Annotated in this window: 22 protein-coding genes and 1 pseudogene; 12 read left to right on the top strand and 11 right to left on the bottom strand. The window is 66.1% G+C overall.

Translation table 11 applies throughout. The features are described 5' to 3' along the window. The first annotated feature begins 129 nt into the window (after positions 1-129). The 7 genes from AC1DYS_RS09320 (at position 130) to lspA (ending at position 8,325) form a co-directional block, all read left to right on the top strand. A complete protein-coding gene (locus AC1DYS_RS09320) occupies positions 130-447 on the top strand; it encodes a hypothetical protein (RefSeq protein ID WP_477898275.1) in 318 nt (105 codons plus the stop codon). Between the two features lie 124 nt (positions 448-571). Continuing rightward, entirely contained in the window at positions 572-1,552 is a 981-nt protein-coding gene (locus AC1DYS_RS09325; RefSeq protein WP_477898277.1) for a P1 family peptidase, read from the top strand. Then, entirely contained in the window at positions 1,549-2,934 is a 1,386-nt protein-coding gene (locus AC1DYS_RS09330; RefSeq protein ID WP_477898279.1) for an alpha/beta fold hydrolase, read from the top strand. Before AC1DYS_RS09325 ends, AC1DYS_RS09330 begins: the two co-directional genes overlap by 4 nt. 67 nt (positions 2,935-3,001) lie before the next feature. After that, positions 3,002-3,703, top strand: coding sequence for a pseudouridine synthase (locus tag AC1DYS_RS09335; RefSeq protein WP_477898281.1), 702 nt, complete (start codon positions 3,002-3,004; stop codon positions 3,701-3,703). A gap of 132 nt (positions 3,704-3,835) precedes the next feature. Then, the gene (locus AC1DYS_RS09340) at positions 3,836-4,858 is read left to right on the top strand and encodes a bifunctional riboflavin kinase/FAD synthetase (protein WP_477898283.1); all 1,023 of its coding nucleotides are present in this window, start codon (positions 3,836-3,838) and stop codon (positions 4,856-4,858) included. 90 nt (positions 4,859-4,948) lie between these two features. Then, positions 4,949-7,828: an isoleucine--tRNA ligase gene (gene ileS, locus AC1DYS_RS09345; protein WP_477898285.1), complete on the top strand. Its 2,880-nt coding sequence runs from the start codon at positions 4,949-4,951 to the stop codon at positions 7,826-7,828. A gap of 2 nt (positions 7,829-7,830) precedes the next feature. Further along, positions 7,831-8,325 carry a signal peptidase II gene (gene lspA / locus AC1DYS_RS09350; RefSeq protein ID WP_477898287.1) on the top strand — a complete coding sequence of 165 codons (495 nt, stop codon included), beginning with the start codon at positions 7,831-7,833 and terminating at the stop codon, positions 8,323-8,325. Positions 8,326-8,425: 100 nt separating this feature from the next. Here the strand turns inward: lspA and ppnP are convergent, their stop codons facing one another. Further along, complete coding sequence (gene ppnP, locus AC1DYS_RS09355; RefSeq protein ID WP_477898289.1) at positions 8,426-8,737, bottom strand: pyrimidine/purine nucleoside phosphorylase; 312 nt, start codon at positions 8,735-8,737, stop codon at positions 8,426-8,428. 159 nt (positions 8,738-8,896) lie between these two features. Here ppnP and AC1DYS_RS09360 point away from each other — a divergent pair, with 159 nt between their 5' ends. Then, positions 8,897-10,615, top strand: a complete 1,719-nt coding sequence (locus AC1DYS_RS09360) for a serine/threonine protein kinase (RefSeq protein WP_477898291.1) — start codon at positions 8,897-8,899, stop codon at positions 10,613-10,615. A 14-nt stretch (positions 10,616-10,629) separates the two neighbouring features. Here the strand turns inward: AC1DYS_RS09360 and AC1DYS_RS09365 are convergent, their stop codons facing one another. Continuing rightward, positions 10,630-11,169: a 3'-5' exonuclease gene (locus AC1DYS_RS09365; protein ID WP_477898293.1), complete on the bottom strand. Its 540-nt coding sequence runs from the start codon at positions 11,167-11,169 to the stop codon at positions 10,630-10,632. 240 nt (positions 11,170-11,409) lie between these two features. Between AC1DYS_RS09365 and AC1DYS_RS09370 the strand changes: the two genes are divergently transcribed. Next, the gene (locus AC1DYS_RS09370) at positions 11,410-13,122 is read left to right on the top strand and encodes a long-chain fatty acid--CoA ligase (protein WP_477898295.1); all 1,713 of its coding nucleotides are present in this window, start codon (positions 11,410-11,412) and stop codon (positions 13,120-13,122) included. Between the two features lie 157 nt (positions 13,123-13,279). Here AC1DYS_RS09370 and AC1DYS_RS09375 read toward each other — a convergent pair whose 3' ends face one another. From AC1DYS_RS09375 to AC1DYS_RS09395, 5 genes are all read right to left on the bottom strand, one after another. Beyond that, positions 13,280-13,861, bottom strand: a complete 582-nt coding sequence (locus AC1DYS_RS09375; RefSeq protein ID WP_477898297.1) for a DUF924 family protein — start codon at positions 13,859-13,861, stop codon at positions 13,280-13,282. Then, positions 13,858-15,918 (bottom strand): prolyl oligopeptidase family serine peptidase, encoded by a 2,061-nt coding sequence (locus AC1DYS_RS09380; RefSeq protein ID WP_477898299.1) that lies wholly within the window; start codon positions 15,916-15,918, stop codon positions 13,858-13,860. The genes AC1DYS_RS09375 and AC1DYS_RS09380 overlap by 4 nt, the downstream gene beginning before the upstream one ends. 62 nt (positions 15,919-15,980) lie before the next feature. Then, complete coding sequence (locus tag AC1DYS_RS09385) at positions 15,981-16,271, bottom strand: GNAT family N-acetyltransferase (RefSeq protein ID WP_477898301.1); 291 nt, start codon at positions 16,269-16,271, stop codon at positions 15,981-15,983. A 95-nt stretch (positions 16,272-16,366) separates the two neighbouring features. Further along, entirely contained in the window at positions 16,367-16,921 is a 555-nt protein-coding gene (locus AC1DYS_RS09390; RefSeq protein WP_477898303.1) for a YaeQ family protein, read from the bottom strand. A gap of 92 nt (positions 16,922-17,013) precedes the next feature. Then, on the bottom strand, positions 17,014-18,165 hold the full coding sequence (locus tag AC1DYS_RS09395; RefSeq protein WP_477898305.1) for a branched-chain amino acid ABC transporter substrate-binding protein: 1,152 nt from the start codon (positions 18,163-18,165) through the stop codon (positions 17,014-17,016). Between the two features lie 180 nt (positions 18,166-18,345). Between AC1DYS_RS09395 and AC1DYS_RS09400 the strand changes: the two are divergent. Continuing rightward, positions 18,346-18,615, top strand: a pseudogene (locus AC1DYS_RS09400) (hypothetical protein); the annotation flags it as partial. Between the two features lie 130 nt (positions 18,616-18,745). Here AC1DYS_RS09400 and AC1DYS_RS09405 read toward each other — a convergent pair. Beyond that, positions 18,746-19,567 (bottom strand): acyl-CoA thioesterase, encoded by an 822-nt coding sequence (locus tag AC1DYS_RS09405; protein ID WP_477898307.1) that lies wholly within the window; start codon positions 19,565-19,567, stop codon positions 18,746-18,748. A 115-nt stretch (positions 19,568-19,682) separates the two neighbouring features. Here AC1DYS_RS09405 and AC1DYS_RS09410 point away from each other — a divergent pair, with 115 nt between their 5' ends. Next, a complete protein-coding gene (locus AC1DYS_RS09410) occupies positions 19,683-20,189 on the top strand; it encodes a hypothetical protein (RefSeq protein WP_477898309.1) in 507 nt (168 codons plus the stop codon). A 67-nt stretch (positions 20,190-20,256) separates the two neighbouring features. On the opposite strand, the gene AC1DYS_RS09415 is transcribed toward AC1DYS_RS09410, so the two are convergent. From AC1DYS_RS09415 to AC1DYS_RS09425, 3 genes are all read right to left on the bottom strand, one after another. After that, a complete protein-coding gene (locus AC1DYS_RS09415; protein WP_477898310.1) occupies positions 20,257-22,500 on the bottom strand; it encodes a xanthine dehydrogenase family protein molybdopterin-binding subunit in 2,244 nt (747 codons plus the stop codon). A gap of 58 nt (positions 22,501-22,558) precedes the next feature. Then, entirely contained in the window at positions 22,559-23,032 is a 474-nt protein-coding gene (locus AC1DYS_RS09420; protein WP_477898311.1) for a (2Fe-2S)-binding protein, read from the bottom strand. Between the two features lie 69 nt (positions 23,033-23,101). Beyond that, positions 23,102-23,674 carry a TetR/AcrR family transcriptional regulator gene (locus AC1DYS_RS09425; RefSeq protein ID WP_477898312.1) on the bottom strand — a complete coding sequence of 191 codons (573 nt, stop codon included), beginning with the start codon at positions 23,672-23,674 and terminating at the stop codon, positions 23,102-23,104. Between the two features lie 197 nt (positions 23,675-23,871). On the opposite strand from AC1DYS_RS09425, the gene AC1DYS_RS09430 reads away from it, so the two are divergent. Further along, positions 23,872-25,953: a M3 family metallopeptidase gene (locus AC1DYS_RS09430; RefSeq protein ID WP_477898313.1), complete on the top strand. Its 2,082-nt coding sequence runs from the start codon at positions 23,872-23,874 to the stop codon at positions 25,951-25,953. The last annotated feature ends 5 nt before the right edge of the window (positions 25,954-25,958 follow it).

Consider the following 25,958-nt stretch of genomic DNA (forward strand, 5'->3'; position numbering starts at 1 on the left):
GCCCGAAAAAGGGGCGGAGTCTACCGGATCGCAATTGCCGGGCTGGCGCCTCAGGAACGTGAGTTAGTCCACTGGGTGCTGGTCACAACCCGCGCTTGAAGAACAAGCCTGCGCCTCCATGTTCGACGCATGAACACCCAAACCAGAACTCTGCCCGAGAGCTTTCGGGTCTTGCTGACCCTGGCGCAGCTGCTGGAGCGCCTGGAACGCAACCTCGTCCCCACCTCAGCCGACCAGTACCGTTCGGTGGTGGCGCACCTGTCGAAAGAGCTTGCCGACGTCGAGCCGGGTGAGGATCTCAATGTGCTGCTCGAGACCTTCCCGGCGGCTTCGCAGCTGTACGAGAACCTGCAGTACCAGCACGCCGGCCTGTGCCGTTCGCCGCTGGACGCCTCGCTCGACGCCGAGCTGCGCGCGCAGGACCTCATCCGCAAGCTGCGGCGCTGAGTCGAAAGGCCGCTTGCCGGTCGCGGCGAGGGGTTGTCCCGGGTGGCGTAAATGGTTGTCCCCGGTGGGACAGGGCGGGTGTCGGCAGTCGTGCTAGAACCCCGCTCCAAGGAGGCACCCGACGATGGGGTCCATCACCGACGTCCCCGGCATCGCCGTCGGCCATTTCACAGACACGCGTAGACCGACCGGCTGCACGGTGATCCTGACGCCGAAAGGCGCCGTGGGTGGTGTCGACGTGCGCGGTGCCGCACCCGGCACGCGCGAGACAGATCTGCTCTCGCCGCTGAACACGGTGGAGGTGGTGCACGCGGTGCTGCTGTCCGGCGGCAGCGCCTTCGGGCTCGACGCGGCCGCCGGCGTGATGCGCTGGCTTGACGAACGCGGCATCGGCGTGCCGGTGGGCCCCGTGCGCGTGCCCATCGTGCCGGCCGCCGTCCTTTTTGACCTGACGCTGGGCGACAGCTCGATCCGCCCTGATGCGAACGCAGGCTACGCCGCCTGCGTTGCCGCAAGCACCGACGCACCGGCTGCAGGCAATGTGGGCGCCGGTGCCGGTGCCGTGGTTGGCAAGCTTTTCGGCTTCGACCGTGCGATGAAGGGCGGCATCGGTAGCGCCTCGGTGACGGTGGAGGGCATCACCGTCGGCGCCATGGTGGCCGTCAATGCGACGGGCGACGTGATCGACCCGGCCACCGGCCGTCTCGTCGCCGGCGCGCGCAGCGCCGATGGATTGCGGCTTCACGGCAGCACGCGCGCCATGCTGCAAGGCGAGTTGCCCACCCACATGGCGGTGGGCGCGGCGACCACCCTCGGCGTCGTCGCCACCGATGCCGTCATCACCAAGAGCCAAGCCAACAAGATCGCCCAGATGGCGCACGACGGCCTGGCGCGCAGTATCAACCCTGTTCACACCCAGAGCGACGGCGACACGCTGTTTGCGCTGGGCACCGGTGAAAGCGGCCGCAGCGCCAACATCACGGTGCTGGGCACGCTGGCCGCCGAAGTGGTGGCCCAGGCCGTGCTGAATGCCGTGAGTGCGGCTGAAAGCCTGCCCTCGCTGCCGGCTTGCAGAGACCTAACTACAAACGGAGACAGCCGATGAACCCGTTGAAGAACCCATTCCGCCGAAGGTTGACGATGGCCCTGGTTGCCGCTGCTGCATTGCTTGCGTCGTGCGCGAGCACGCCCCCTGCGGGCACCTACCCGCCAATCGTGTTCGTGCACGGCAACGGCGACACCGCCGCGCTGTGGCACACGACGATCTGGCGCTTCGAATCCAACGGCTGGCCACGCGACCGCCTCTACGCCATCGACGTGCTGTACCCGCTCGCACGCGACACCGACGACAAGCCGCAACCCGGTCGCACCTCTACCGCCGAGCACATGCAGTTCCTGTCGGACGAGGTCGACAAGGTGCTGCGCGCCACCGGTGCGAGCCGGGTGGTGCTGTTCGGCAACTCGCGCGGCGGCAACGCCATCCGCAACTACATCGCCAACGGCGGCGGCGCGGCCAAGGTGTCGCATGCCATCCTGGGCGGCACGCCCAACCACGGTGTGCAGGCCAACCCCGACAGCAACCCCGGCAACGAGTTCAACGGCGCCGGCCCGTTTCTCCGTGGGCTGAATGCGCCCAAAGGGTTGGATGGCGATGAAGTGACGCCTGGCGTCAAGTGGATGACCATCCGCTCCGACAACAACGACAAGTACGCCCAGCCCGATGGGGCGTGGCTGGGCGCCAAGGGCAAGCCGACGAACGTGACTTACGACGGGCCGGCGCTGAAGGGCGCCGAGAACGTGGTGATCCCCGGCATCGACCACCGCGAGACCTCTTTCAGCCCGGCCGCTTTCGCGCAGGCCTATCGCTTCATCACCGGCAAGCCGTCCGCCGTGCTGAGCATCGTGCCCGAGGCCAAGGTGGTGCTCGACGGCAAGGTATCAGGGCTGGGGCTCAACAACGTGCAGGGTGGCTACGCGACCAACCTGCCGCTCGAAGGCGCAACCGTCGACGTGTTCGCCACCAACCCGGCCACCGGTGAACGCCTGGGCACGGCGGTGCACGGCAAGCTGATCGGCGCCGATGGCCGCTGGGGGCCGTTCACCGCGGACGGAAAGGCGAGCTATGAGTTCGTCATCCACGCGCGCGGCTACGCGGTGACGCACATCTACCGTTCGCCGTTCCCGCGCTCGTCCGATGTCATCAACCTGCGCGCCGAACGACTGGCCGACGCCGACAAGGACGCGAAGGCCGTGGTCACGCTGACCCGGCCGCGCGGCTACTTCGGCGTGCCGCGCGATCAGATCAGCCTGGATGGCAAGAGCCCGCCGGCGGGCATTTCGTCGGGCGTAGCGGGTGTGTCCACGGCCAAGCTGAAGGTGATGGATGCGGCGGGCCGGTCGGTCGTCGGCGAATTCAACGGCGAGCGCATCGCCGGCATCGCCTGGCCGGTCGCCGAGAACCATGTGGTGCTGCTGGAGTTGCACTGAGCCGCAGAGATAATGCGGCCCCGTTCGCTCACGGCTTCGATACCCCAGCCCGAACGGGCTGTGCTTCATGAAACTCTCTCAGATTCTTTTCTCCCAGGGCTTCGGTGCCCGTCGCGAATGCGAAGGCCTGATCGCGTCGGGCCACGTCAGCATCGGCGGCAAGGTGCATGACGACCCGTTTGAAGACATGCCGCCCGAGGGCCTGGTGTTCAGCGTGCGCGGCGAGTCGTGGCCGTACCACGCCAAGGCCTTGATCGTGATGAACAAGCCGCAGGGTGTGGAGTGCTCGCAGAAGCCCAAGCACCACATGAGCGTCTACAGCCTGCTGCCCGTGCCCCTGCGCCGCCGCGACCTGCAAAGCATCGGCCGGCTCGACGAAGACACGACGGGGCTGCTTCTCTTCACCGATGACGGAGCCCTGATCCACCGGTTCACCTCGCCCAAGAAGCACGTGAACAAGGTCTACGACGTGACCTGCAAGCACCCCGTCACGCCTGAGCAGGTGCAGCAGCTGCTGGCCGGCGTGAAGCTGATCGATGACCCGGCCACCGTGGCGGCGGCGGCCTGCGAAGTGACCGGCGAGCTGACGCTCAAGCTCACGCTCACCGAAGGCAAGTACCACCAGGTCAAGCGCATGCTGGCCGCCGTGGGCAATCGGGTCGAAGCGCTGCACCGCAGCGCCTTCGGCGCGCTGACGCTGCCGCCCGAGCTGGCCCCCGGACAGTGGCAGTGGCTGAGCGGGCCTGAAGCAATCCAGCCGAACCGATGAGCACCGAAGTCGAGAGCGCGAGCGGAGCAAGCGCGACCCATCAGGCCATGGCCGCCCGCCGGGCCGCCCCAAGGGCTGGCCAGCGCCCCTTGGGGGCAGGAGCGAAGCGACTGGGGGGCAGATAATCCGCCTATGCAAGTCTTTCGTGGGATCCATCACCCCGACATCGCATCTGCTTGCGCGCTGACCATCGGCAACTTCGATGGCGTGCACCGCGGCCACCAGGCCATGTTGGCGCTGTTGAGGTCCGAGGCCCAGCACCGCGGCCTGCCGTCCTGCGTGATGACCTTCGAGCCACACCCGCGCGACTACTTCGCGCTGGCGGCCGGCAAGCCTGAGACGGCACCGGCCCGCATCGCGACGCTGCGCGACAAGCTGAGCGAACTCGAGCGCTGTGGCATCGACCAGGTGGTGGTACTGCGTTTCGACAAACCGCTGGCCACGCAGACCGCGCAGGCCTTCATCGAAGAAGTGCTGGTGCGGGGACTCGGCACACGCTACGTGCTGGTTGGCGACGACTTCCGCTTTGGCGCCAAGCGGGCCGGCGATTACGCCATGCTCGACGCAGCCGGTGCCGCCCAGGGCTTCGACGTGGCACGCATGAACAGCTACGAAGTGCATGGCCTGCGTGTCTCCAGCTCGGCCGTGCGCGAGGCGCTGGCCGAGGGCAATCTGGCGCAGGCCGCTGCGCTGCTGGGCCGGCCCTACAGCATCAGTGGGCACGTGGTGCACGGCCAGAAGCTGGGCCGTGAACTCGGCCAGAGCGCGAGCGGGCGCGCAGATGGTTTCCGCACCCTGAACCTGCGCTTTGCGCATGCGCGGCCAGCGGCCATGGGCATCTTCGCGGTGCAGGTGCACGGCCTGGTCGAGCGGCCTGTTGACGGGGTCGCGAGCCTGGGCGTACGACCCACGGTCGACGACAGCGGGCGCGTGCTGCTGGAGACGCATTGCTTCGATTGGCCTGCCGAACTGGGCGCCGAAGGAGGCTACGGTAAAATCGTCCGCGTGGAACTGCTGCACAAACTGCGTGATGAAGCCCGGTACGACGGGCTGGAAGCACTGACCGAGGCCATCCGGTTGGACGCCCGCAACGCGCAAGACTTTCTGGCTGCGCACGCGTCTCAGCGCCGCCAGACCACGCGCGATCGAATTTAGCGCTCGCCCCACTCCTGCTTTGCGAGCCCCGGCCCCGTGCGGGTCGGCACCCAAATTTCTGACGCGCGCCCTCGCGGCACGCCAAGCGCCATGACCGACAAGACTGCCTCCACGACCACCCCGACCACCGACTACCGGGCCACGCTCAATCTGCCCGACACGCCGTTCCCGATGCGCGGCGACCTGCCCAAGCGCGAGCCGGGCTGGGTGAAGGAATGGGCCGACAACGGCATCTACCAGCGGCTGCGCGAGTCACGCCACGGCAAGCCGCTGTTCGTGCTGCACGACGGCCCGCCCTACGCGAACGGCACGCTGCACGTGGGTCACGCCGCCAACAAGATCCTGAAGGACATGATCACCAAGGCGCGCCAGCTCAAGGGCATGGACGCGCGCTACACGCCGGGCTGGGACTGCCACGGCCTGCCGATCGAGAACCAGATCGAGAAGACCTTCGGCCGCAACCTGAGCCGAGCCGACGTGCAGGCCAAGAGCCGGGCCTACGCCACCGAGCAGATCGCCCAGCAGATGGCCGACTTCAAGCGCGTGGGTGTGCTCGGCGACTGGGAGCACCCGTATCGCACGATGGACTTCGGCAACGAGGCCAACGAGATCCGCGCGCTGAAGCGCATCGTCGAGCGTGGCTTTGTCTACCGCGGGCTGAAGCCCGTGTACTGGTGCTTCGACTGCCATTCGTCGCTGGCCGAATTCGAGATCGAATACGCCGACAAGAAGTCGCAGACGGTCGACGTGGGCTTCCTGTCCGCCGAGCCGGCCAAGCTGGCCGGGGCCTTCGGATTGCCGTCGCTCGCCAAAGACGCTTTCGCGGTGATCTGGACGACGACGGCCTGGACCCTCCCGGCCAACCAGGCGCTCAACGTCGGCCCGGCAATCGAGTATTCGCTGGTCGACACTGAGCGCGGCTTGCTGGTACTGGCCAGTGCGCTGGTCGAGAAATGCCTTGAGCGCTACGGCCTCACGGGCCAGGTGATCGCCACCACCCTGGGTGCGAAGCTCGAAGGCCTGAACTTCCGCCACCCGCTGGCCCATGTCGACCCGGGCTACGACCGCCTCTCGCCGATCTATGCGGCCGAGTACGCGACCGCCGAAGACGGTACCGGGATCGTCCACTCGTCACCGGCCTATGGCCTGGAAGACTTCAACTCCTGCGTCTCGCATGGGATGAAGCTCGACGACATCCTGAACCCGGTGCAGGGCAACGGGCAGTACGAGGCGAGCCTGCCGCTCTTCGGCGGCATGAACATCTGGAAGGCCGCGCCGCTGGTGGCCGATGCGTTGCGCGATGCCGGCCGGCTGTTCGCCACCTCGACGCTGGTCCACAGCTACCCGCATTGCTGGCGCCACAAGACGCCGGTGATCTACCGCGCCGCCGCCCAGTGGTTCGTGCGCATGGACGAAGGCGTGGGTGTGTTCGCGAGCGAGACGCCCGCCAAGACGCTGCGCCAGACCGCGCTCGACGCCATTGAGGAGACGAGCTTCTACCCCGAGAACGGCAAGGCGCGGTTGCACGACATGATCGCCAACCGGCCCGACTGGTGCATCAGCCGCCAGCGCAACTGGGGCGTGCCGCTGCCGTTCTTCCTGCACAAGGAAACGGGCGAATTGCACCCCGACACGATGGCGCTGATCGACCGCGCCGCCGGCATCGTCGAGCAAGGCGGCGTGGAAGCGTGGTCGAAGCTGGCGGTGGAAGACGTGCTCGGAGCCGAGGCGTCGCAGTACACCAAGAGCAACGACATCCTCGACGTGTGGTTCGACTCGGGCTCGACCTTCTTCCACGTGCTCAACGCCAAGGTGGGCAGCCACCCTGGCGTCACGAGTGACAAGCAGGAAGCCGACCTCTACCTTGAAGGCCACGACCAGCACCGCGGCTGGTTCCATTCGTCGCTGCTGATCGCCTGCGCGATGGAAGGCCACGCGCCGTACAAGGGCCTGCTCACGCACGGCTTCACGGTCGACGGCGCGGGCAAGAAGATGAGCAAGAGCCAGGGCAACTTCATCTCGCTGCAAGACTCGGTGAAGGAGATGGGCGCCGAGATCCTCCGCCTGTGGTGTGCGGCGACCGACTACTCCGGCGACCTGGCCATCGACAAGAAGATCCTGGCCCGCGTGGTCGATTCGTACCGCCGCATCCGCAACACGCTGCGCTTCCTGATGGCGAACACCAGCGACTTCGATCCGTCGAAGGATGCGGTGCCGCTGTCCGAGATGCTCGAGATCGACCGCTATGCGCTCGCACGCGCGGCTGCCTTCCAGGCCGAGGTGCTGGCGCACTACGAGGTCTACGAGTTCCACCCGGTGGTGGCCAAGCTGCAGGTGTACTGCAGCGAAGACCTCGGCGCGTTCTATCTGGACGTGCTGAAGGACAGGCTCTACACCACGGCCCCGAAATCACTGGCACGGCGCAGCGCGCAGACGGCGCTGTGGCACATCACGCACGCGATGCTGCGCTGGATGGCACCGTTCCTGAGCTTCACCGCGGAAGAGGCGTGGAAGATCTTTGCGCCGGGTACGTCGCCATCGATCTTTGTGGAGACCTTCAGCGACACCTCGGCGTGGGGTGATGAGGCGCTGCTGGCGAAGTGGCAGCTGATCCGCAAGGTGCGCGACGAGTCGAATCGCCGCATTGAAGACTTCCGCAGTGCGGGCAAGGTCGGTTCTTCGCTGCAGGCCAATGTCGAAGTGCATGCGAAGGGCGAGACTTTGAATGTCCTGTCCAGCTTGGGTGACGACCTCAAGTTCGTTCTCATCACGTCGAAAGCGTCTCTTCTGGAGCTGCTGAGCGATGACGCGGACGATTTCCGCGTTGTTCCCGAAGCCAGCACCTCGCAGAAATGCGAACGCTGCTGGCACTACCGCGACGACGTCGGCGTCGACCCGGCCCATCCCACGATCTGCGGCCGCTGCACCAGCAATCTGTACGCCGCTGGCGAATCACGGAAGGCTGCCTGACCATGGCGTTCAAGAAATCGGGCGGCAGCCTGCTGCCCTGGCTGGGTATTGCCCTGGTCGTGATCGTGCTGGACCAGATCACCAAATGGCTGATCCTTCGCGACTTCCAGTACGGTGAGAGCGTCTTCGTCACCTCGTTCTTCAACATCGTGCGGGCGCACAACACCGGCGCGGCGTTCTCGTTCCTTGCCGGGGCTTCGGGCTGGCAGCGCTGGTTCTTCGTCGGCCTGGGCGCGGTGGCGGCCGTCTTCATCATCTGGATGCTGCGCAGCCACAGCGGGCAGCGCATGTTCGCGCTGGCCTTGTCGCTGATCCTGGGTGGTGCCGTCGGCAACGTGGTCGACCGCCTGCAGCACGGCTATGTGGTCGACTTCATCCAGGTGCACTGGGGCAGCCAGTACTTCTTCCCGTCGTTCAACGTGGCCGACAGCGCGATCACGCTCGGCGCGATTTTGTTGATTCTCGACGAGCTGCTGCGCGTCAGGCGAGGCAGGTGACGACCCCTCGGCCGACGGATACGTCGGCCGATCCCCCTGGGGGATGCGGCCCGGCTTGGGGCGGCCCGGCGCTCGGTCCGCGCCCTCGCTTAGCTGTTCATCAGCCGAAGTGGCAGATGTAGTGCAGCGTCTGCGTCACTTCGATGTCGAACGACGACTTGCCCGGCACCTGGAAGCTCTGCCCCGCGCTGTAGGGCAGCCAGCTCTCGCTGCCCGCGAACTTCACGCGGCACACGCCTTCCACCAGTTCCATCACCTCGGGCTCGCCGGTGTTGAAGTGCAGCGACGAGGGAAGAATCACCCCCACGCTCTTCTTCGTGCCGTCAGCCAGCTCGATGCTGTGCGAGACGCACTTGCCGTCGAAGTAGACGTTGGCTCGGGTGCTGATGTGGGCTTGGATCTTGTCGGTCATGGCGTTCCAGAGAGGGCAGAGAGTGGGTCCGAGGGGGATTGGCGATTCGATTCTAGTGGGGGTGTTTTCGGTGACTTCGAGCCTGCAACGTGTGGATACGGTGCAGTCCGGGCGCTCGGCTAAGCTTCTCGGCATGTTTTCCGAAGGCCCCGACCGCGCATGAGCGCAACGCCACCTGCCGCACCGGTGCTGGCCGCCGGGCAAGACGAGCACGACGCGCTGCCTGCCGGCTCGCGGCTCGATGAGTTCGAGATCCTGCGCGTGCTCGGCGTGGGCGGCTTCGGCATCGTCTATCTGGCGATGGACCACGCGCTCGAGCGCCAGGTGGCGATCAAGGAATACATGCCGGGCTCGCTGGCGGTACGAGGCCAGAGTTCGATGGTGTCGCTGCGATCCGCCTCGCACGGCGAGACCTTCGGCATCGGCCTGCGCTCGTTCGTGAACGAGGCCAAGCTGCTGGCGCGCTTCGACCACCCGTCGCTGGTCAAGGTCTACCGGTTCTGGGAGGCTAACGGCACGGCCTACATGGTGATGCCGTTCTACCCCGGGCGCACGCTGAAGGAAGAACGGCGCGCCGTTGGCCACACCCCGGCCGATGCGTGGGTGCGCAGCATGATCGAGCCGCTACTCGGTGCGCTCGAGACGCTGCACAAGGCCGACGTCTTTCACCGCGACATTGCGCCCGACAACATCCTGCTGCCACCCGATGCCCAGCCGGTGCTACTCGACTTCGGCGCAGCGCGGCGCGTGATCGGCGACCGCTCGCAGACGCTCACCGCCATCCTCAAGCCCAACTTCGCGCCGATCGAGCAATACGCAGAGGTGAGCCACTTGCGCCAGGGGCCGTGGACGGATCTCTATGCACTGGGTGCGGTGCTGCACTTCGTGGTGACCGGCAAGCCACCGGTGCCGGCCTCCACACGGGCGGTGCACGACGAACTGCTGCAGCTGGGCGCTGCCGACAGCCCCTATGCGCATGCGCTGACGCTCACGCTGCGCAAGACCATCGACTGGGCGCTCGCCGTGCGGCCCAGCGACAGGCCGCAGAACGTGCAGCAGTTTCGCGATGCGCTGGCCGGGCTGATCGTGACGCCCGATCGGCCGGTGGTCGACATCTCGATGGAGCCGACGATCCCTGCCGAGCGCGTGGTGAACGCCTGGGCGCCGACGGCACCGCACGAGTCGGCATCGACCGACATCAGCCCCAAGCTGGCGCTGGAGGACGAGAGCTCGGCTTACGCGCCGACGATGATTGTTGCCAACCTGGCTGCAGCGTCTGCCACCGCCAAGTCGCCATCGGCTACTCCGGCAAAGGCCAGATCGAGGGCGCGGCGCTCCGCGGCGGCGCCGGCAACGGCGCCGATGCCTCGCCCGCGCATGGGTTGGCTCGCGATGGGGGTGGGCATGGTCGTGGTGGCCGTGGCCTCGTGGATGCTGGGTGCTCGCCATGAAGCGCGGGAAGATGCGCCACTGCCCACCATCCGGATGCAGCCGAACGAGCCGCTGCCGATGGCCACAACCTCGGAGCCCGCCGCGCAGACCATCGATGCGGAGGCGCCTTCGCCGGTGCGAGCGGCTCCTGCGGCCGCAGCTGCCGAGCCCAAGGCCAAGCCGGCTGCGAACAAGGCGCAGCGGGCTGCATCCCGGCCAACATCCGGCCCCGCGAATGCGGTCGCCAAGACACCCGCCGCGCCGGTGCCGGCGATGACCGCTGAGAACACCTCGTCGACGACGCCGCGCCAAGCTTGCGGCTCGCGCGTCTTCGTCGCGATGGTGAGGTGCATGAAGCGCGAGTGTGAGACGGCTCGCTACCGAGACCACCCTCAGTGCCAGAAACTGCGCCGTGAAGAAGAAGCGGTCCGCGCGCAGGGCGGCTGAATCAACTCACGAACTCAGCCGGCAAGCTGTGGCGTGAGAGGAGGTGCACTCCGCACCCGTTGTAGCGTGAGCTGGAGCCGCCGCGCATCGGCGCTGGCGCGGTGGCGCGGGGCCTGCAATTCATTGCTCACCGACTGCAGCGTGGCGTGCCAGTCTTGTGCCTGCTGTTCGTTCAGCAGCCTGCGCAGGCTGTCGAGCTTGAAGCTGGGCTGCAGGCCGGCTGATTCGTACAAGGCCGACAGCCAGGGGTAGTCGTGTGCCCAACCGTCACTGAACACCGTGAGACCGTGCAGCTGGTCGTTCAGCAAGCGAGCCACCTCGCCGACGTCGCGCCCGTGTTTCACCAAGGCGTCGCGCCGGATGTGGTGGATCTGTTCAGCGGCCGGGTCCCAGTGGGTCCAGCCGGGGGCGGGGCGGATCAGCGTGCAGAAGCTGCTGCCGTCGGGCAGCACGTAGCCGACCTCGATCGGGTAGCTGTCGCGCCCGAAGCCCGACGCCTCGAGGTCGAGGATGGTCGGCACGTCATCGGTCCCCGCCGGCGAAGGCAGGTTCACGGGGCGAATGCTGGCGACCATGGGCTAGCTTAACCACTGCGGGTACCGCGTGAACATGAGGTAAGCCCGTTCGGATCAGGTGTTTTCAGCGTTTCGGTGCTGGCGTCGGCCCCGTGCCAGCCCGGGGCGGCCGAGGCACCGTGGCGCTAGGGTTTGTCCGAGGCGGCTACGGCATTCAAGCGCTGCCATGCTTGCAGCCATACCGATTTTTCAATCGCCGATTCAGCTTCAGGAGACTCTGTGCCCAACGCCGCCGCCCACACCCGCCCGCACGAGCGCATCTGGCCGGCACGCCTGCCGCGCGAGCTGGTCCTGCCGTCGACCAGCCTGTGGTTCAACCTCGACGTCACTGCCCAGCGCTATCCCGACAAGGCGGCATCGGTGTTCTTCGGCCAGGCAACCACGTATCGGCAACTGCATCAACAAGCCGACCGTGTGGCCGGCTGGCTACAGAGCGTCGGCGTGAATGCCGGCGACCGGGTCGGCCTGTTCATGCAGAACTGCCCGCAGTTCGTTGCCGCGTTCTACGGCATCCTGCGCGCGAACGCGGTGGTGGTGCCGATCAACCCGATGAACAAGGCCGACGAGTTCCAGCACTACATCACCGACCCCGAAGCCCGCGTGGTGATCTGCGCTGCCGACCTGGCCGCAATCGTCGAGACCGCCAATGCGGCCGTGCCCGCAGCCAAGCGCCTGAGCCACGTGCTGGTTACGCGTTATGCCGATGCAATGCTCGACGCCGACCGCATCGATCCCGAAGACGCGCCCTCAGCCCCGCTCGAAGCCTGGCTGCGCAGCGACCCGGCATTGCCAGCTCCCGGCGAGGGCAGTGCCGCCTACCTGCGCTGGCACGACGCGCTGGCGCAAGCCCTCGAGCCCGGCCCGCACACCGTGCAGCCCGACGACTTGGCCGTGCTGCCCTACACCTCGGGCACCACCGGCAACCCCAAGGGCTGCATGCACACGCACCGCACCGTGATGCACAACACCTGCGCCGGCATGCAGTGGTCCCATGGCGGCCCTGAAGTGGTGGGCCTCGGTGTCGTGCCGATGTTCCACATCACTGGCCTGGTGGGCATGTCATCGGCCGTGTTCTGCGGGTGCACCGTGGTGCTGATGCCGCGCTGGGACCGCGAGGTCGTCGGCCGTGCGATCTCGCGCTACAAGGTCTCGCACTGGACTTGCATTCCGACGATGGTGATCGACCTCTTCGGCAGCCCCAATTACAAGAGCTTCGACCTCTCGAGCCTGCGCTTCATGAACGGCGGCGGCGCGTCGATGCCCGCGGCGGTGGCCGATCGGCTGCAGAAAGAGTTCGGTATCGTCTTCGCAGAAGGCTACGGCCTCACCGAAACCTCGGCGGCCACGCACGCCAATCTGCCCGAGCGCGCCAAGCCGCAGTGTCTGGGCATCCCGATCTTCGGTGTCGACTCACGCGTGGTGGACCCGACCACGCTGCAGGAGCTGCCGCCTGGTGAGGTGGGCGAAATCATCAGCCGCGGGCCGCAGGTCTTCAAGGGCTATTGGCGCCAACCGGATGCCACCGCGGCGGCCTTCATCGAGTTCGAGGGCAAGACCTTCTTCCGCACCGGCGACCTCGGCCGCATGGATGAGGAAGGCTATTTCTTCCTGAACGACCGGCTCAAGCGGATGATCAACGCGAGCGGCTTCAAGGTGTGGCCAGCCGAGGTGGAAATGCTCTTGTACAAGCACCCCGCGGTGCAAGAGGCCTGTGTCATCGCCGCGCGCGATGCCTACCGCGGCGAGACGGTCAAGGTCGTGGTCGTGCTGCGTGCGGAAGCCAAGGGCAAGACCAGCGAGCAGGACATCACCGACTGGGCACGCGACCACATGGCGGCGTACAAGGTACCGAAGATCGTGCAGTTCGCCGACAGCTTGCCCAAGTCGGGTTCAGGCAAGGTAATGTGGCGGCTCTTGCAGGATAAAGAATAGCGCCCCCCAGTCGCTTTTCGCTCCTGCCCCCGAGGGGCGCCACCCTTCGGGCCGGGAGACCCGTCCTTTGGGCGTGGCTTGATGGGTCACTCGCTTGTGGCGAATTCCATTCTTCTGAACAGCGTCGCCCCCGCCGGGGCACGGTGTTCGGTTGAGATCAGAAGCCCGACCCGGGTTGCTTCAGGAACTCGATTTCTTCGGGTGTGGACGGCCGACCTAGGATGGCGTTGCGGTGCGGGAACCGGCCGAACCTTGCGATCACGTCGCGGTGACGCTTCGCATAGTCGAGCAGCTCTTGCGTGTCGGGTGCCTCGGCGGCGAGCTGGGTGAAGCGTCGCACCGATTCGTCTTGCATAGCCAGGTCTTCGGCGTGTTCGAGCGGCATGTAGGCGAAGAAGCGCTGCCATGGCGGCAGGTCCTGGTCCTGGCCACGGTCGAGCATCGTGCGCGCGGCGGCTAGCGCGAGCGGGTCGCCGGCAAACGCGCGTGGGGTGTTGCGAAACACGTTGCGGGTGAACTGGTCGAGCACGATCACCTGGGCGAGCGCCGTCTCGGTGTTGCCCTGCCAGCCGCTCAGCTCACCGCGCAATGCCTGTTCGATCAGCGGGCCGAATCGCTGGGCGATTTCATGGTCGAACGCATCGTTCTTGCGAAACCACTCCGGCCGCGACACGGCAGGCGACGCGTCGCCGAACCAGAACTGCAGCACCGCCTGTGCGCCGTCGGCCATCGCGTTCATCGTGCGAGCTGTTCCCACAGGTAGGTGAACTCGAGCGCCTGCTTGTGCGCGCGCTGCTCGTTGTCGGCCGCGCCGCCGTGGCCGCCTTCGATGTTCTCGTAGTAGAGAACGTCGTGCTTCTGCGAGAGCATCAGTGCAGCCATCTTGCGCGCATGGGCGGGGTGCACGCGGTCGTCGCGCGTCGAGGTGGTGAACAGCACGCGTGGGTACTTCACGTCGGGTTTCACGTTCTGGTACGGGCTGTACTTCGAGATGTAGTCCCATTCCTCTGGCAGGTCAGGGTTGCCGTACTCGGCCATCCACGAGGCGCCTGCCAGCAGCGTGTGGTAGCGGCGCATGTCGAGCAGCGGCACTTGGCAGACGACGGCATTGAAGAGGTCGGGGCGCTGCGTGAAGGTCGCGCCCACCAACAGGCCGCCGTTGCTACCGCCCATGATGCCCAGGTGCTTGGGCGTGGTGATCTTCTGCGCAATCAGGTCTTCAGCCACGGCGATGAAGTCGTCGTAGCTGCGCTGCTTGTTGGCCTTCATCGCGGCCTGGTGCCACGCCGGGCCGAACTCACCGCCGCCGCGGATGTTGGCGACGACCAGCACGCCGCCACGCTGGTACCAGGCGCGGCCGTAACCGCCCGAGTACCACGGCTGCATCGAGATCTCGAAGCCACCGTAGCCGTAAAGCAGCGTCGGGTTGTTGCCGTCGGGCTTGGCACCCTTCGGCCAGACGACGAAGTAGGGCACTTTGGTGCCGTCTTTCGAGGTCGCGAAACGTTGCTCGGCGCGCATGCCGGCGCTGTCGAACAAGGCATCACGTGACTTGAACAGCTGACGCTCGTTGTTCGCGGTGGTCGCGAGGTACAGCGAATCGGGCGTGAGGAAATCGGTGTAGGTCAGCCAGTAGGCCTCGGCCAGCGGGTCGTTCTTGATCAACGGGTCGTGGAGACCGCTCACGCCGATGGCGCCGGGGAAGGGCGCAGGGACTTCGCGGCGGGTGAACTTGTCGCCCACCTTGTGCCACTGCTCCAGCTTGCCGGCCACGTTGTCGATGATGTCGAGCAGCACGTGGTCGCGCGTGCTGGTGTAGCTCGACAGCGAACGCGTGGTCGTGGGCGTGAACAACGGTGCCAGCTTGCGCTCGCCCTTCAGGTAGGCGGCGGCATTGGTGTGCAGCAGAGAGCCGCTCGGGAAGCTTGTCTCGCCGACCTTCAGCTCGCTGCGCAGGTGCAGCAGCATGGTGTCGCGCATGAAGCTCGGCGTGGCGTCGCTCGGGATGTCGAGCAGCACCAGCTTGTCGCCCTGCTGCAGGAAGGTCTTGCTGTTGAAGAAGTCGACCGAGCGGATGAAGAGCGTGCGCTCGAAGCCAGGCGTCTTGTCCACGCTGACGGCCACGGCCACGTCCTTGGTCTCGCCTTCGAATACGGTGACGGCTTCGGACAGCGGCGTGCCGCGCTTCCAGCGCTTCACCAGGCGCGGGTAGCCCGAATCGGTCAGCGAGCCGGGGCCGAAATCGGTGCCGACGTAGAGCGTGTTCTCGTCCAGCCAGTCCACCTCGGACTTGGCTTCGGGCAGCGTGAAGCCGTCTTTCACGAACTGCTTCGTGACGGTGTCGAACTCGCGGGTCACCTTGGCATCGGCGCCGCCGCGCGAGAGCGAGATCAGGCATTGCCGGTAGCTCGGTGCCAGGCAGGTGGACCCGGCCCAGACCCAGTTCTCGCCTTCGGCCTTGGCCAGGGCGTCGAGGTCGAGCACGGTTTCCCAGGCGGGCTGCGGCTTGCGGAACTCGGCCAGGGTGGTGCGGCGCCACAGGCCGCGCTTGTTGTTCTCGTCTTGCCAGAGGTTGTAGAGCCAGTCACCGCGGCGGGCGACCGCAGGGATGCGGTCCTTGGCGTTCAGCACTTCCAGCATCTGCGCCTTGATCGGCGCGTATTCGGGCCGCGCGGTGAGCTCACTCTGCGACAGCGCGTTGCGCTCACGCACCCAGTTCAGGGCCTTCTCGCCCTGCACGTCTTCCAGCCAGGCGAAAGGGTCGGAGTTTGAAGATGCTGCGGGTGTTTGAGGCATGGCGTGTGAGGTCATCAACAAGAGGGAAAGGGCAGCAACGCAGCTGCGCCAGGCGAATGAGGTCATGTGTGCAGGTCCTGGGTTTCGGGATGACGCTCCATGTAGGCGCGTGTGTAGCTGCACAAGGGTCGAACCTTCAGCCCGTGGGAGCGGGCGTGGTCCAGCGCAGTGCGAACGAGCGCCGCGGCGATGCCACGGCCTTCGATGGAGGGATGCACGACGGTGTGGGTCAGCACCAGTACGCCGGGTTCCAGCTGGTACTCGGCCGTGCCCATGTGGCCGTCGACCGTGGTTTCGAAGCGGTGCGCGTCGGCGTTGTGGCGAATGGTGAAGGGCGAGGCGTTGTCGGGCATGGTTCGGCAGCGACGAAGAGGACGTCGGATCAACCGGATTATTGAGCCTTCAGGAAGCCGTGCCTCGCGGCAGGGCATGTCGGCGCCAACGCGCCTCAGACCGGGTTCAGCCGCTGGGGTGCGATCTCGATGCTGCGTGCGCCGTCGCCCACCCACACCGCGCCGTCCTGCACGGTCACCTGCAGCTGCATGGTGCGCTGGGCCAGCGTGGCCAGCGCCTGGCTCTGCTCGGCCGGCACTTGCCACACGGCGATGTTGCGCGCCCGCGTGATCTTGGTGGCGATGCCGCTCCACCAGATGGGCGTGCTGTGGCTGAAGCTGTAGACCGCCACGCGCTCGGCACGCGGGCTGGCCTTCATCAGGCGCTTGTCATCGGGTTGGCCGATGTCGATCCACTGCGTGATCTGGCCAGTCAGGTCTTTTTGCCAGAGGCTGGGCTCGTCGGCATCCCAGAGGTCTTTGGCGAAATCGAGCGCACCGTGGTGGTCGTCCGCCGGTGCGTTGAGCGCGAACGCCAGCAGGCGGATCATCATGCGTTCGTCGGTTTCCGACGGATGGCGCGCAATCGTGACGCTGTGATCGCCATAGACGCTGCGGTCCATGTCGGCCAGCTGAAGCTGGGCTTTGTAGATCGTGGCTTTGATCGCCATGGGGAGTCAGTCGAAGCTAGGTGCGGGGGATTTGAGCAGATATTCCGCCCGCACCTGCTTCGCCGAGAAGCGCCTCCCGGCGCTCGTGTTGCTTACCAGCGGTCGGAGCGCATCAGCGGGGCCCATTGGCCGTCGCGCTTGCGGTACACGCTGATGGCGCCGTAGGGCTGTTCGCCTTCGGCGTTGAAGCGCATGCTGCTCGTGATCGGCGAGATCGGGTCGACGGTATGCAGCTTCTCGCGCAGCACCTTCGGGTCGACCGAATCAGAGCGGCGCAGCACATCGGCCAGCACATACATCGCGTCGTACGCATAGTGGGCGCCCCACACCGGGTCGGCCTTGTACGCTTCGTTGAACTTCTTCAGGAAGCTCGCCCCGGCGACGAATTCGAGCGGTTCGAGCGCGCTGGAAGTCACGTACAGCGTCTTGATATCGGCTGGCGCCTTGGCCAGCTTGTCGGTCTTGGACGAATTGGTGGTCAGCACCGGCAGTTCGGACAGGCCGGCTTCCTTCAGCTGCTTGAACAACGGCAGCAGCTGGTTGTCGCGCAGCACGCAGATCAGTGCCTGTGGCGGTTCTGCCTTGAGCTTGGCGATCAGGTCGGTGAAGTCGCTGGCCTTGTTGTCGACACCCATGTTGACCGTGATCTTGGACTTCAGCTTGCCGAAGCCTTCGTTCAAGTCCTTGCTGATCGGGCGGCCGAAGCTCGTGTCTTCATAGATGATGGCCACTGTCGAGGCCTTCACGTTCTCGTTGATGTAGCTCACGATGGCCTTCGCCTGCAGGCCGTCGTTGGCGAGCAGGCGGAAGGTGTTGCCCGCGCCGAGGGCCATCAGGCTGGTGGCACTGGACGTGAAGAGCTGCGGAACGTTGCCTTCCTTGTAGATCGGAATGGTCACTTCGGAGATGTCGGAGCTCAGGTGCCCGATCACGGCGGTGACTTTCTGGTCCACCAGTTGCTGGGCAACGACCTTGGCCGTTTCCTTGTCGGCCTTGTCGTCAACGGCCACGATCTCGATCGTCACAGGCTTGCCGGCAATCTTGTAGCCGGCAGCGTTCAGCTCGGCAGCGGCCAGCTTCACGCCGTTGAGCACGTCCTGGCCACGCGCGGCCGATGGTCCCGACAGGGGCTGTGCCACACCGATCTTGATGCTGGGAGGAATGCTCGGGCCGCAGGCCGCAACCAGAAAAAGACCCGCCAGCGCGGCGGTGGTGCGAAGCCGGGTCGATTCGAAAACAGACATGTTCATTTCCATTTATGGCGCCAACACGGTAGTGGCCGGGCGGACTTTAGCGGCGGGTCAAGCGATGTGGAGTTATTTGCACGCACGCAGACGTCAGTGCTCACAACTTTTCAACGTTTAGCGCATGGTTGTGCGTTCGAGGCGTGACAATCTCACGCTCAAAACCGGAGTTATTGCCCGATGAGCATGAAGAAATTCGAGTTGGAGAAGATGCGCGGACTGAAGGTGACCGGGCAGATGAAGGCTGCCGGCATCCCCAGCCGCTTCGCCGAGGGTGCCGGCGAGGTGCTCGACAAGCGCGAGCGGCGCCAGCGCGACGCGGCCCTCGGGCTGGTGCCTTTTGCCTGCAAGCTGCCGAGCGAGCTGACGCGGCGCCTCAACGAGCGTGCGGCTCTTCACGAGGGTGGCATGAACGGCCTGCTGGCTGAGCTGCTGGTGCAGGCGCTCGACGCGGGCGAACCCGCCAAGCCGAAGGCTGCGGCCAAGAAGGCAGCGGTCAAGGACTCACCCAAAGAGTCGCTGAAGGAAGCGCTGGTTGCCGAGAAGGAAGCCGCTGCGCCCGCAGCGAAGAAAAAAGCCGTCAGCCGTAAACCGTGACCACCTGGTAGCCCAGCGCGGCGAGTTCGCCGTCGGGCGACCAAAGGCGGCTGGCCTGGTTGGAATAGCCACCGGCGGCGGCCAGCACGTCGGTGTCCACGCGCCACCAGCCGTCGGCGACCTGCGGCAAGGGCCGCAGCTCCAGTTCCCACGACACCGAGCTCGCCGGCGTGGGCTTCGTGAACTGCGAGAGCAGCGGCGTGGGCGGCACGTCGGCCAGCAGCACGGTGAGCAGTTCGGTGTCCACACCGCTGGCCGGCTCGCCCTTCAATTGCAGATGGATGCGGCTGGTCGTGCTGGGCTGGCCGGTGAACGGCGTGCCCTCGCCGACGAAGCGCATGTCCATGTGCTGTGTGAAATTCGGTGCGATGCCCGGAGGCAGGCTGCGCACCGGAGTGTCCTCGGGCTCGGTCGCCACCGGCGGCTTCTTGGGCGAGAGCGGCGCTACCGCGGTTTCACGCTCCGAACCGAACACGCCGAGCAGCAGGGCCGCTGTTTCGCCCGACTGCTGCACGAGGGCCTGCACTTGCCGCACGTTCTTGCCTTCGCGCAGCAGATTCACCACGACCTCCACCGGCCCTTGCGCCACCGGCCCGATGAAGCTGGTCTGCAGTGCACGCAGCTTCACGTCGGCGGGCCATGCGCCGCCTGCCACGTCGCGCATGGCTTGCACGGCCATCACCGAGATCAGGCCGCCGAACGAGGTGCGGCCCTGCAGCCAGTCGGTGGGAACTTCGAATCGCACACCGCCCTCGATGCGCGTGCGTGCGGCCAGAAGCGAAGCCAGGGGCGTGAATGTGGACATAAGCTGGGGCGAAGAGGGGATGCCGGATTATTGGACTGGCACCGTGCCCGCGCTGCCGCACGGGTGACAGGCGGCCAGTGGCATGATGCCGGCCGCGAACATTGAAGGACAAGACATGAGCTTTGCGAAATTCGTCGCCACCGCTACACGCAGCCTGCTGCCGCTGGCTGCCGCCAGCCTGGCGCTGACCGGTGCCTCGTTGCACGCTGCGTCGCCCAAGCGTGAGGCCACGCTGGGCGGTGGCAAGGGCAGCGGCCCGATCATGAGCATGGCGCAGCTGCGCACGTGCGTGACCCAGCAGAGCCGTATCGAGGCGCAGAACGCTGAGATGGCGAAGGCGCAGCAGCAGCTGACCGCCGACCGGGCCGAGATCGAGCGCAATTCGGCTGCGCTGAAGGACGAGATGGCCGCACTCGACCGCACCAACGAAGAAGCGGTGAAGGCCTACGTGGCCAAGGCACAGGCCCACGACAAGGTGATCGACGACTACCAGGACGCCCGTGTGCCCCAGTTCAACACCCGGGTCGAGGCCTTGCAGGCCCAGCGCGCCGCCTATGCCAAGGACTGCGAAGGCCGCCGCTACCTGGAAGACGACTACAAGGACATCAAGGCGGGCAAGTAAAGGGCGATGGGCGTTTAGCGCTGGATTGAAGCGCTGAACGCCTTCAGCCTTTTATCGGGCCAGCTTCTCAGGCCAGCTTGAACGGCATCTCGCGCAAGCGTTTACCGGTCAGCGCGGCCACTGCGTTCGCGAACGCCGGTGCGAGCGGCGGCAGGCCCGGCTCGCCCATGCCGGTCGGCGCATCGGCACTGGGCACGGTGTACACGGCGATCTGCGGCATGTCGGTGATGCGCGGCACGACGAAGTCGCCGAAGTTGCTCTGCTCCACCACGCCATCCTTCAGCGTGATCGCCGCACCCGGCAGGCAGGTCGACAACCCCATCAGCGCGGCGCCCTGCACCTGCGCCTCCACGGTCTTCGGATTGACGACGAGGTTGCAGTGCACGCCGGCCGTCACGCTGTGCAGCGTGGGCGTGCCGTCTTTCACCGAGGCCTCGACGACGTAGGCGACCACCGAGTTGAACGACTCGTGCACCGCCACGCCCCAGGCTCGGCCCGCGGCGAGCTTCTTCTTGCCGTAGCCGGATTTGTCCACCGCAAGCTGCAGCGCGGCCTTGTGGCGCGGGTGCTTGTCGCCGATGAGCTTCATGCGGTAGGCGACCGGGTCCTGCTTGGTGGTGCGGGCGATCTCGTCGACCAGCGTCTCCATCACGAAGGCCGTGTGGGTCGAGCCCACGCTGCGCCACCAGAGCACCGGCACGTTCATCTTGGGGTGGTGCACGGTGAGTCGCATGGGGATCTCGTATGGCTCCCTCATGCCTTCGACCGCCGTGCCGTCGATGCCGTCTTTCACCATCATCGGCTCGAACGGCGTGCCGCCGAGAATGGACTGGCCGACGATGACGTGGTCCCACGCGGTGATCTTGCCCTGCGCGTCGAAACCGATCTTCGCGGTGTGCAGGTGCATCGGCCGGTAGTAGCCGCCCTTGATGTCGTCTTCGCGGCTCCACAGTGTGCGGATCGGCGCGTTGATGCCCGCCACTTGCGCCGCCTTCACGACGCTGCAGGCTTCGACCACGTAGTCGCTGGTCGCAATCGCGCGGCGACCGAAGCCACCGCCTGCCATCTGCACGTTGACCTTCACGTTCTGGGGCGGCACGCCCAGTACCTTGGAGGCGGCCATGCCATCGAGCCCCGGCATCTGCGAACCCATCCACAGCTCGGCCTTTTCGCCGGCCAGGCTGACGGTGCAGTTGAGCGGCTCCATCGGTGCATGCGCGAGGTAGGGGAACACGTACTCGGCGTCGATCTTGTGGGGTGCATCGGCGAGCTTCGTGACATCGGCGTCGTACTTGAGCGCGCCGGGCTTCGTTGCCAGTTCGCGGTACTGCGTCAGCTGCTTGGCGCTGTCGACCTTGTCGACGCTGCTGGCATCCCATTCGAGCTTGAGCGCCTCGCGACCCTGCTTGGCGGCCCAGTAGCCGTCGGCGATCACGGCGACGCCTTCGCCGCCGCGGTCCACCGGGATGCGCAGCACCGCCTTGACGCCCTTGATGGCCTTGGCCGCGCTGTCGTCCACGGACTTGAGCTTCGCGGCGAACACCGGCGGACGCGCGACGACGGCAGTCAACATGCCGGGCAGGCGCATGTCGATGCCATAACTCTGCTGGCCGCTGGACTTGGCTCCGGCGTCGAGCCGGCCTGTGGCCTTGCCGATCAGGCGGAAGTCCTTCGGGTCCTTCAGTGTGACCGTCTCGGGCACTGGCAGCTTCATCGCCGCGTCGGCCAATTCACCATAGCCGAGCTGCTTGCCGCCCGGGCCGATGACGACACCGTTGCGTGTGCGCAGGCTCGCCGGGTCGACCTTCCACTGCGCTGCTGCGGCGCTGACGAGCATCGCGCGGGTGCGTGCGCCCAGTTCGCGGTACTGTGTGTACGAATGGGCGATGGAGCCCGAGCCGCCGGTGATGTGCATGCCGAACACCGGGTCGATGTAGGCCGGGTCATTGCTGCCGTGCACGCTCTTCACCTTGGACCAATCGGCGTCGAGTTCTTCTGCCAGGATCATCGGCAGGGCGGTCTGCACGCCCTGGCCGAAGTCGAGGCGGTTGATGGTGACCGTGACCGTGCCGTCCTTGGCGATTTGCACGAAGGCCGATGGCTGCTGCAGCGGCTTCAAGCCCGCAGGCTTGGCAGCGTCTTGCGCCAGGGTGCCGAGCGGAAAGGCGCCAAGTGCGAAGCCGCTCACGGCAGTGAGCTTCAGGAAGCTGCGGCGGGGCAGGCCTTCGGATTCCGTCGTGTCGCGATGGCCGCGGGCCATCATTGCCTGCAGATTCCTGGGCAACTCGAAGGTGTTTTGATCGAAATGCATGGTGTGTCCTCTTTGATTTTCGAGCCCTGGCGACGCCCGAGGGCGACCAGGAGGCGACTCAGGCCAGCGACTTGGCCGCGTCGGCCACAGCCGCGCGGATGCGCGCATAGGTGCCACAGCGGCAGATGTTGCCGGCCATGGCACTGTCGATTTCCGCGGCGGTGGGTTGCTTGCCGCGGGGCAGCGATTTGAGGAAGGCCGTCGCGCTCATGATCTGGCCGCTCTGGCAGTAGCCGCACTGCGCCACGTCATGCTTGACCCAGGCTGCGTGCACTGCCTTGCCGACCTTGTCGGTGCCGCCGGTGACGGCTTCGATGGTGGTGATCTTCTGCCCTGCGGCTGCAGAGATGGGCGTCACGCAGGAGCGGATCGCCTGGCCGTCGAGGTGGACTGTGCAGGCGCCGCACAGCGCTGCGCCGCAGCCGAACTTGGTGCCGGTCATGCCGAGCGTGTCGCGCAGTGCCCAGAGGATGGGGGTGGACGGGTCGGCATCGACCTGGCGGTCCTGGCCATTGATGTGTAGCGTGCTCATTGCTCGGTCCTTTCGATGAACATAAATTCGCTTAAACGATAGTCTTCCGGACGGGTTTGGTCAAGCGGCTCAGGCTTTGACGCCGTCCCAGCAGAGCCCGAATGCCATCGCGAGGTGGGCATCCGTGCGCGTCAGAACGCCGGCGCGAATCATGTTCGCGGTCTCTCGAACCGAGCCGCCGAAGCTGTTGATCAGCATGGGCGTCGGCACGTCTTTCAGGATCTGCTGCGCCTTGGCTACTTCGAACACGTCGACCCAGTCCTTGAAGAGCCGGGTCGAGAGGTTGCGGCTCTCTTCGCTGAACCAAGGCGAGTTGTAGTACTGCTCCATGAAGACCACTTTTGCATAGTGGGTGAGCCGATGCTCGAGCCAGTTCATCCACATGCGCTGGAAGCGGCTGCGAAACGGCTCGCGCGGGTCGTCTCCTTGCATCAGACTGGCCGCGGTTTCGGTCTTGGCTTGTTCGTACAGCGCGACCAGCAGCTCTTCTTTCGACTTGAAGTACACGTACAGCGTGCCGGTCGCCAAACCGGCTTCGCGCGCAATGGCTGCCATGGTCAGACCGCTCAGGCCCGTCTGCCCGACCAGCGTGAAAGTGGCCTTGGCGATGGCCCGCAGCTTGTCGTCGTCTTTGGGCTTCACGATAGGATCATAGTCGAACGAAAATTCATTCAAGGTCAGCTGAGGTTGAAGCACAACTGCTTCTTCGCCGAGGTAAGGAGTCTGCCCGACAAGCTTGATGATCGGCCGCAACGGTCGATTCCAGCAAAGCCCTGTTAGGGATTACGGCCCGGAGGGCCGCACCTAGAATCGGCGCGTCTTCAACCCCGAGAAGCGCCATGACACTTGCCACAAGCAATCCTCTGGTGCAGCCGTGGAATACACCGCACGGACTGCCTCCCTTCGCTGAAGTTCGCGCCGAGCATTTCAGACCCGCATTCGACGCTGCGCTGAGCGAGCACCTGGCAGACATCGACGCGATTGCGTCCTTGAACGAGCCGCCGAGTTTCGAGAACACCGTGGCCGCGCTCGACCGCAGCGGGCGCCTGCTGGCGCGGGTGGAGGCGCTGTTCTACAACCTCACGTCGAGCGAGACCTCGCCTGCGCTGCAGGCCGTGGAACGCGAGATGGCCGCACCGCTGGCCGCACACAACAGCGTGGTCTACATGAACGCGCGGCTGTTCGAGCGCATCGACACGCTGCACGCGCAGCGCGCCACGCTGGGTCTCGCACCCGAGCAGCTGCGCCTGCTGGAGCGTTTTCATCTCGACTTCGTGCGTGCGGGCGCCAAGCTCGGCGGTGCCGCCCAGAAGCGTTATGCGCAGGTCATGCAGCGCCTGGCCGAGCTGACCACGCGCTTCGGGCAGAACGTGCTGGCCGACGAGTCGGCCTACCGACTGGTGCTACGCGGCGAGCGCGATCTGGCGGGTCTGCCCGATTTCGTCTGCGCGGCGGCCAGGCAGGCGGCGGTCGATCGCGGCATCACCGATGGTTGCGTCATCACGCTGTCGCGCTCGCACATCGTGCCCTTCCTCACTTTCTCTGATCGGCGTGACCTGCGCGAGCAGGCCTGGCGCGCATGGATCTCGCGCGGCGAGCACGACGGCGAGCATGACAACCGGCCGGTGGCGCGCGAAATCCTTTCGCTGCGCAACGAGCAGGCACGCCTGCATGGCTACGCCTGCTACGCCGACTACGCCCTCGCCGACACCATGGCTGGCACACAGGCCGCAGTCGATGAACTGCTGCAACAGGTGTGGGTGCCGGCCAAGGTGCGCGCCGAGCAAGAGCGCGAGGCGCTGCAGGCGCTGGTGATGTCGCGCAATGAATCGCTGCAGATCGAGGCCTGGGACTGGCGCTACTACGCCGAGAAGGTGCGCCAGGCGCGCTACGACCTCGACGAAGCGGCGGTCAAGCCGTACTTCCCGCTCGACCGCATGGTCGCGGCGGTGTTCGATTGCGCGCAGCGTCTCTTCGGCGTGCGCTTCACCGCGCGTGCCGACCTGCAGGCCTACCACCCCGACGTGAAGGTCTACGAGGTGCGGCAAGCCGCCGACGACAGCATGGTCGGCATCTTCCTGCACGACAACTTCGCGCGGCCCACCAAGCGCAGCGGGGCGTGGATGTCCCTCTACCGCAGCCAGTCGCGCAATGCTGCCGATGCAGCGCAAGGCGTGCTGCCCATCGTCGTCAACAACAACAACTTCGCCAAGGGCGCACCGGGCGAGCCGACGCTGCTGAGCTTCGACGACGCGCGCACGCTGTTCCACGAGTTCGGCCATGGCCTGCACGGGCTGCTGTCGAGCGTCACCTACGAGCGACTCTCTGGCACCAACGTGCTGCGCGACTTTGTCGAGCTGCCGTCGCAGCTCTTCGAGCACTGGCTGAGCGAGCGCGAAGTGCTAAAGAAGCACGCGCGCCATCACGTCACCGGCGAGCCGATCCCCGATGAGCTGATCACCAAGCTTGAAGCCGCCAGCAAGTTCAACCAGGGCTACGAGACGGTGCGCTACGTGGCCTCGGCGCGGGTGGACATGGCCGCGCATGCGCTCACCTCGAGCGAAGGCCCGGACATCACCGCCTTCGAGAAGGCCGAGAACGAGCGCATGGGCCTGCCGGCAGCGGTTGGCATGAACCACCGGCTCGCGCACTTCCAGCATCTGTTCTCCGGCTCCGGCTATGCGGCCGGCTACTACGTCTACCTGTGGGCGGAGGTGCTCGACGCCGACGGCTACGACGCCTTCACCGAGGCCGGCAACCCGTTCGATGCGTCAGTGGCCCAGCGCTTGCGCCAGTTCATCTACTCCAGCGGCAACAGCCGCGAGCCGCGCGAGGCCTACCGTGCCTTCCGCGGCCGTGACCCGTCGGTCCAGCCGATGCTGCGCGAGCGCGGGTTGCTGGCTGAAGACGCGTTGAACTGACAGCC

The organism is Rhizobacter sp. P2_G4 (assembly GCF_056403575.1).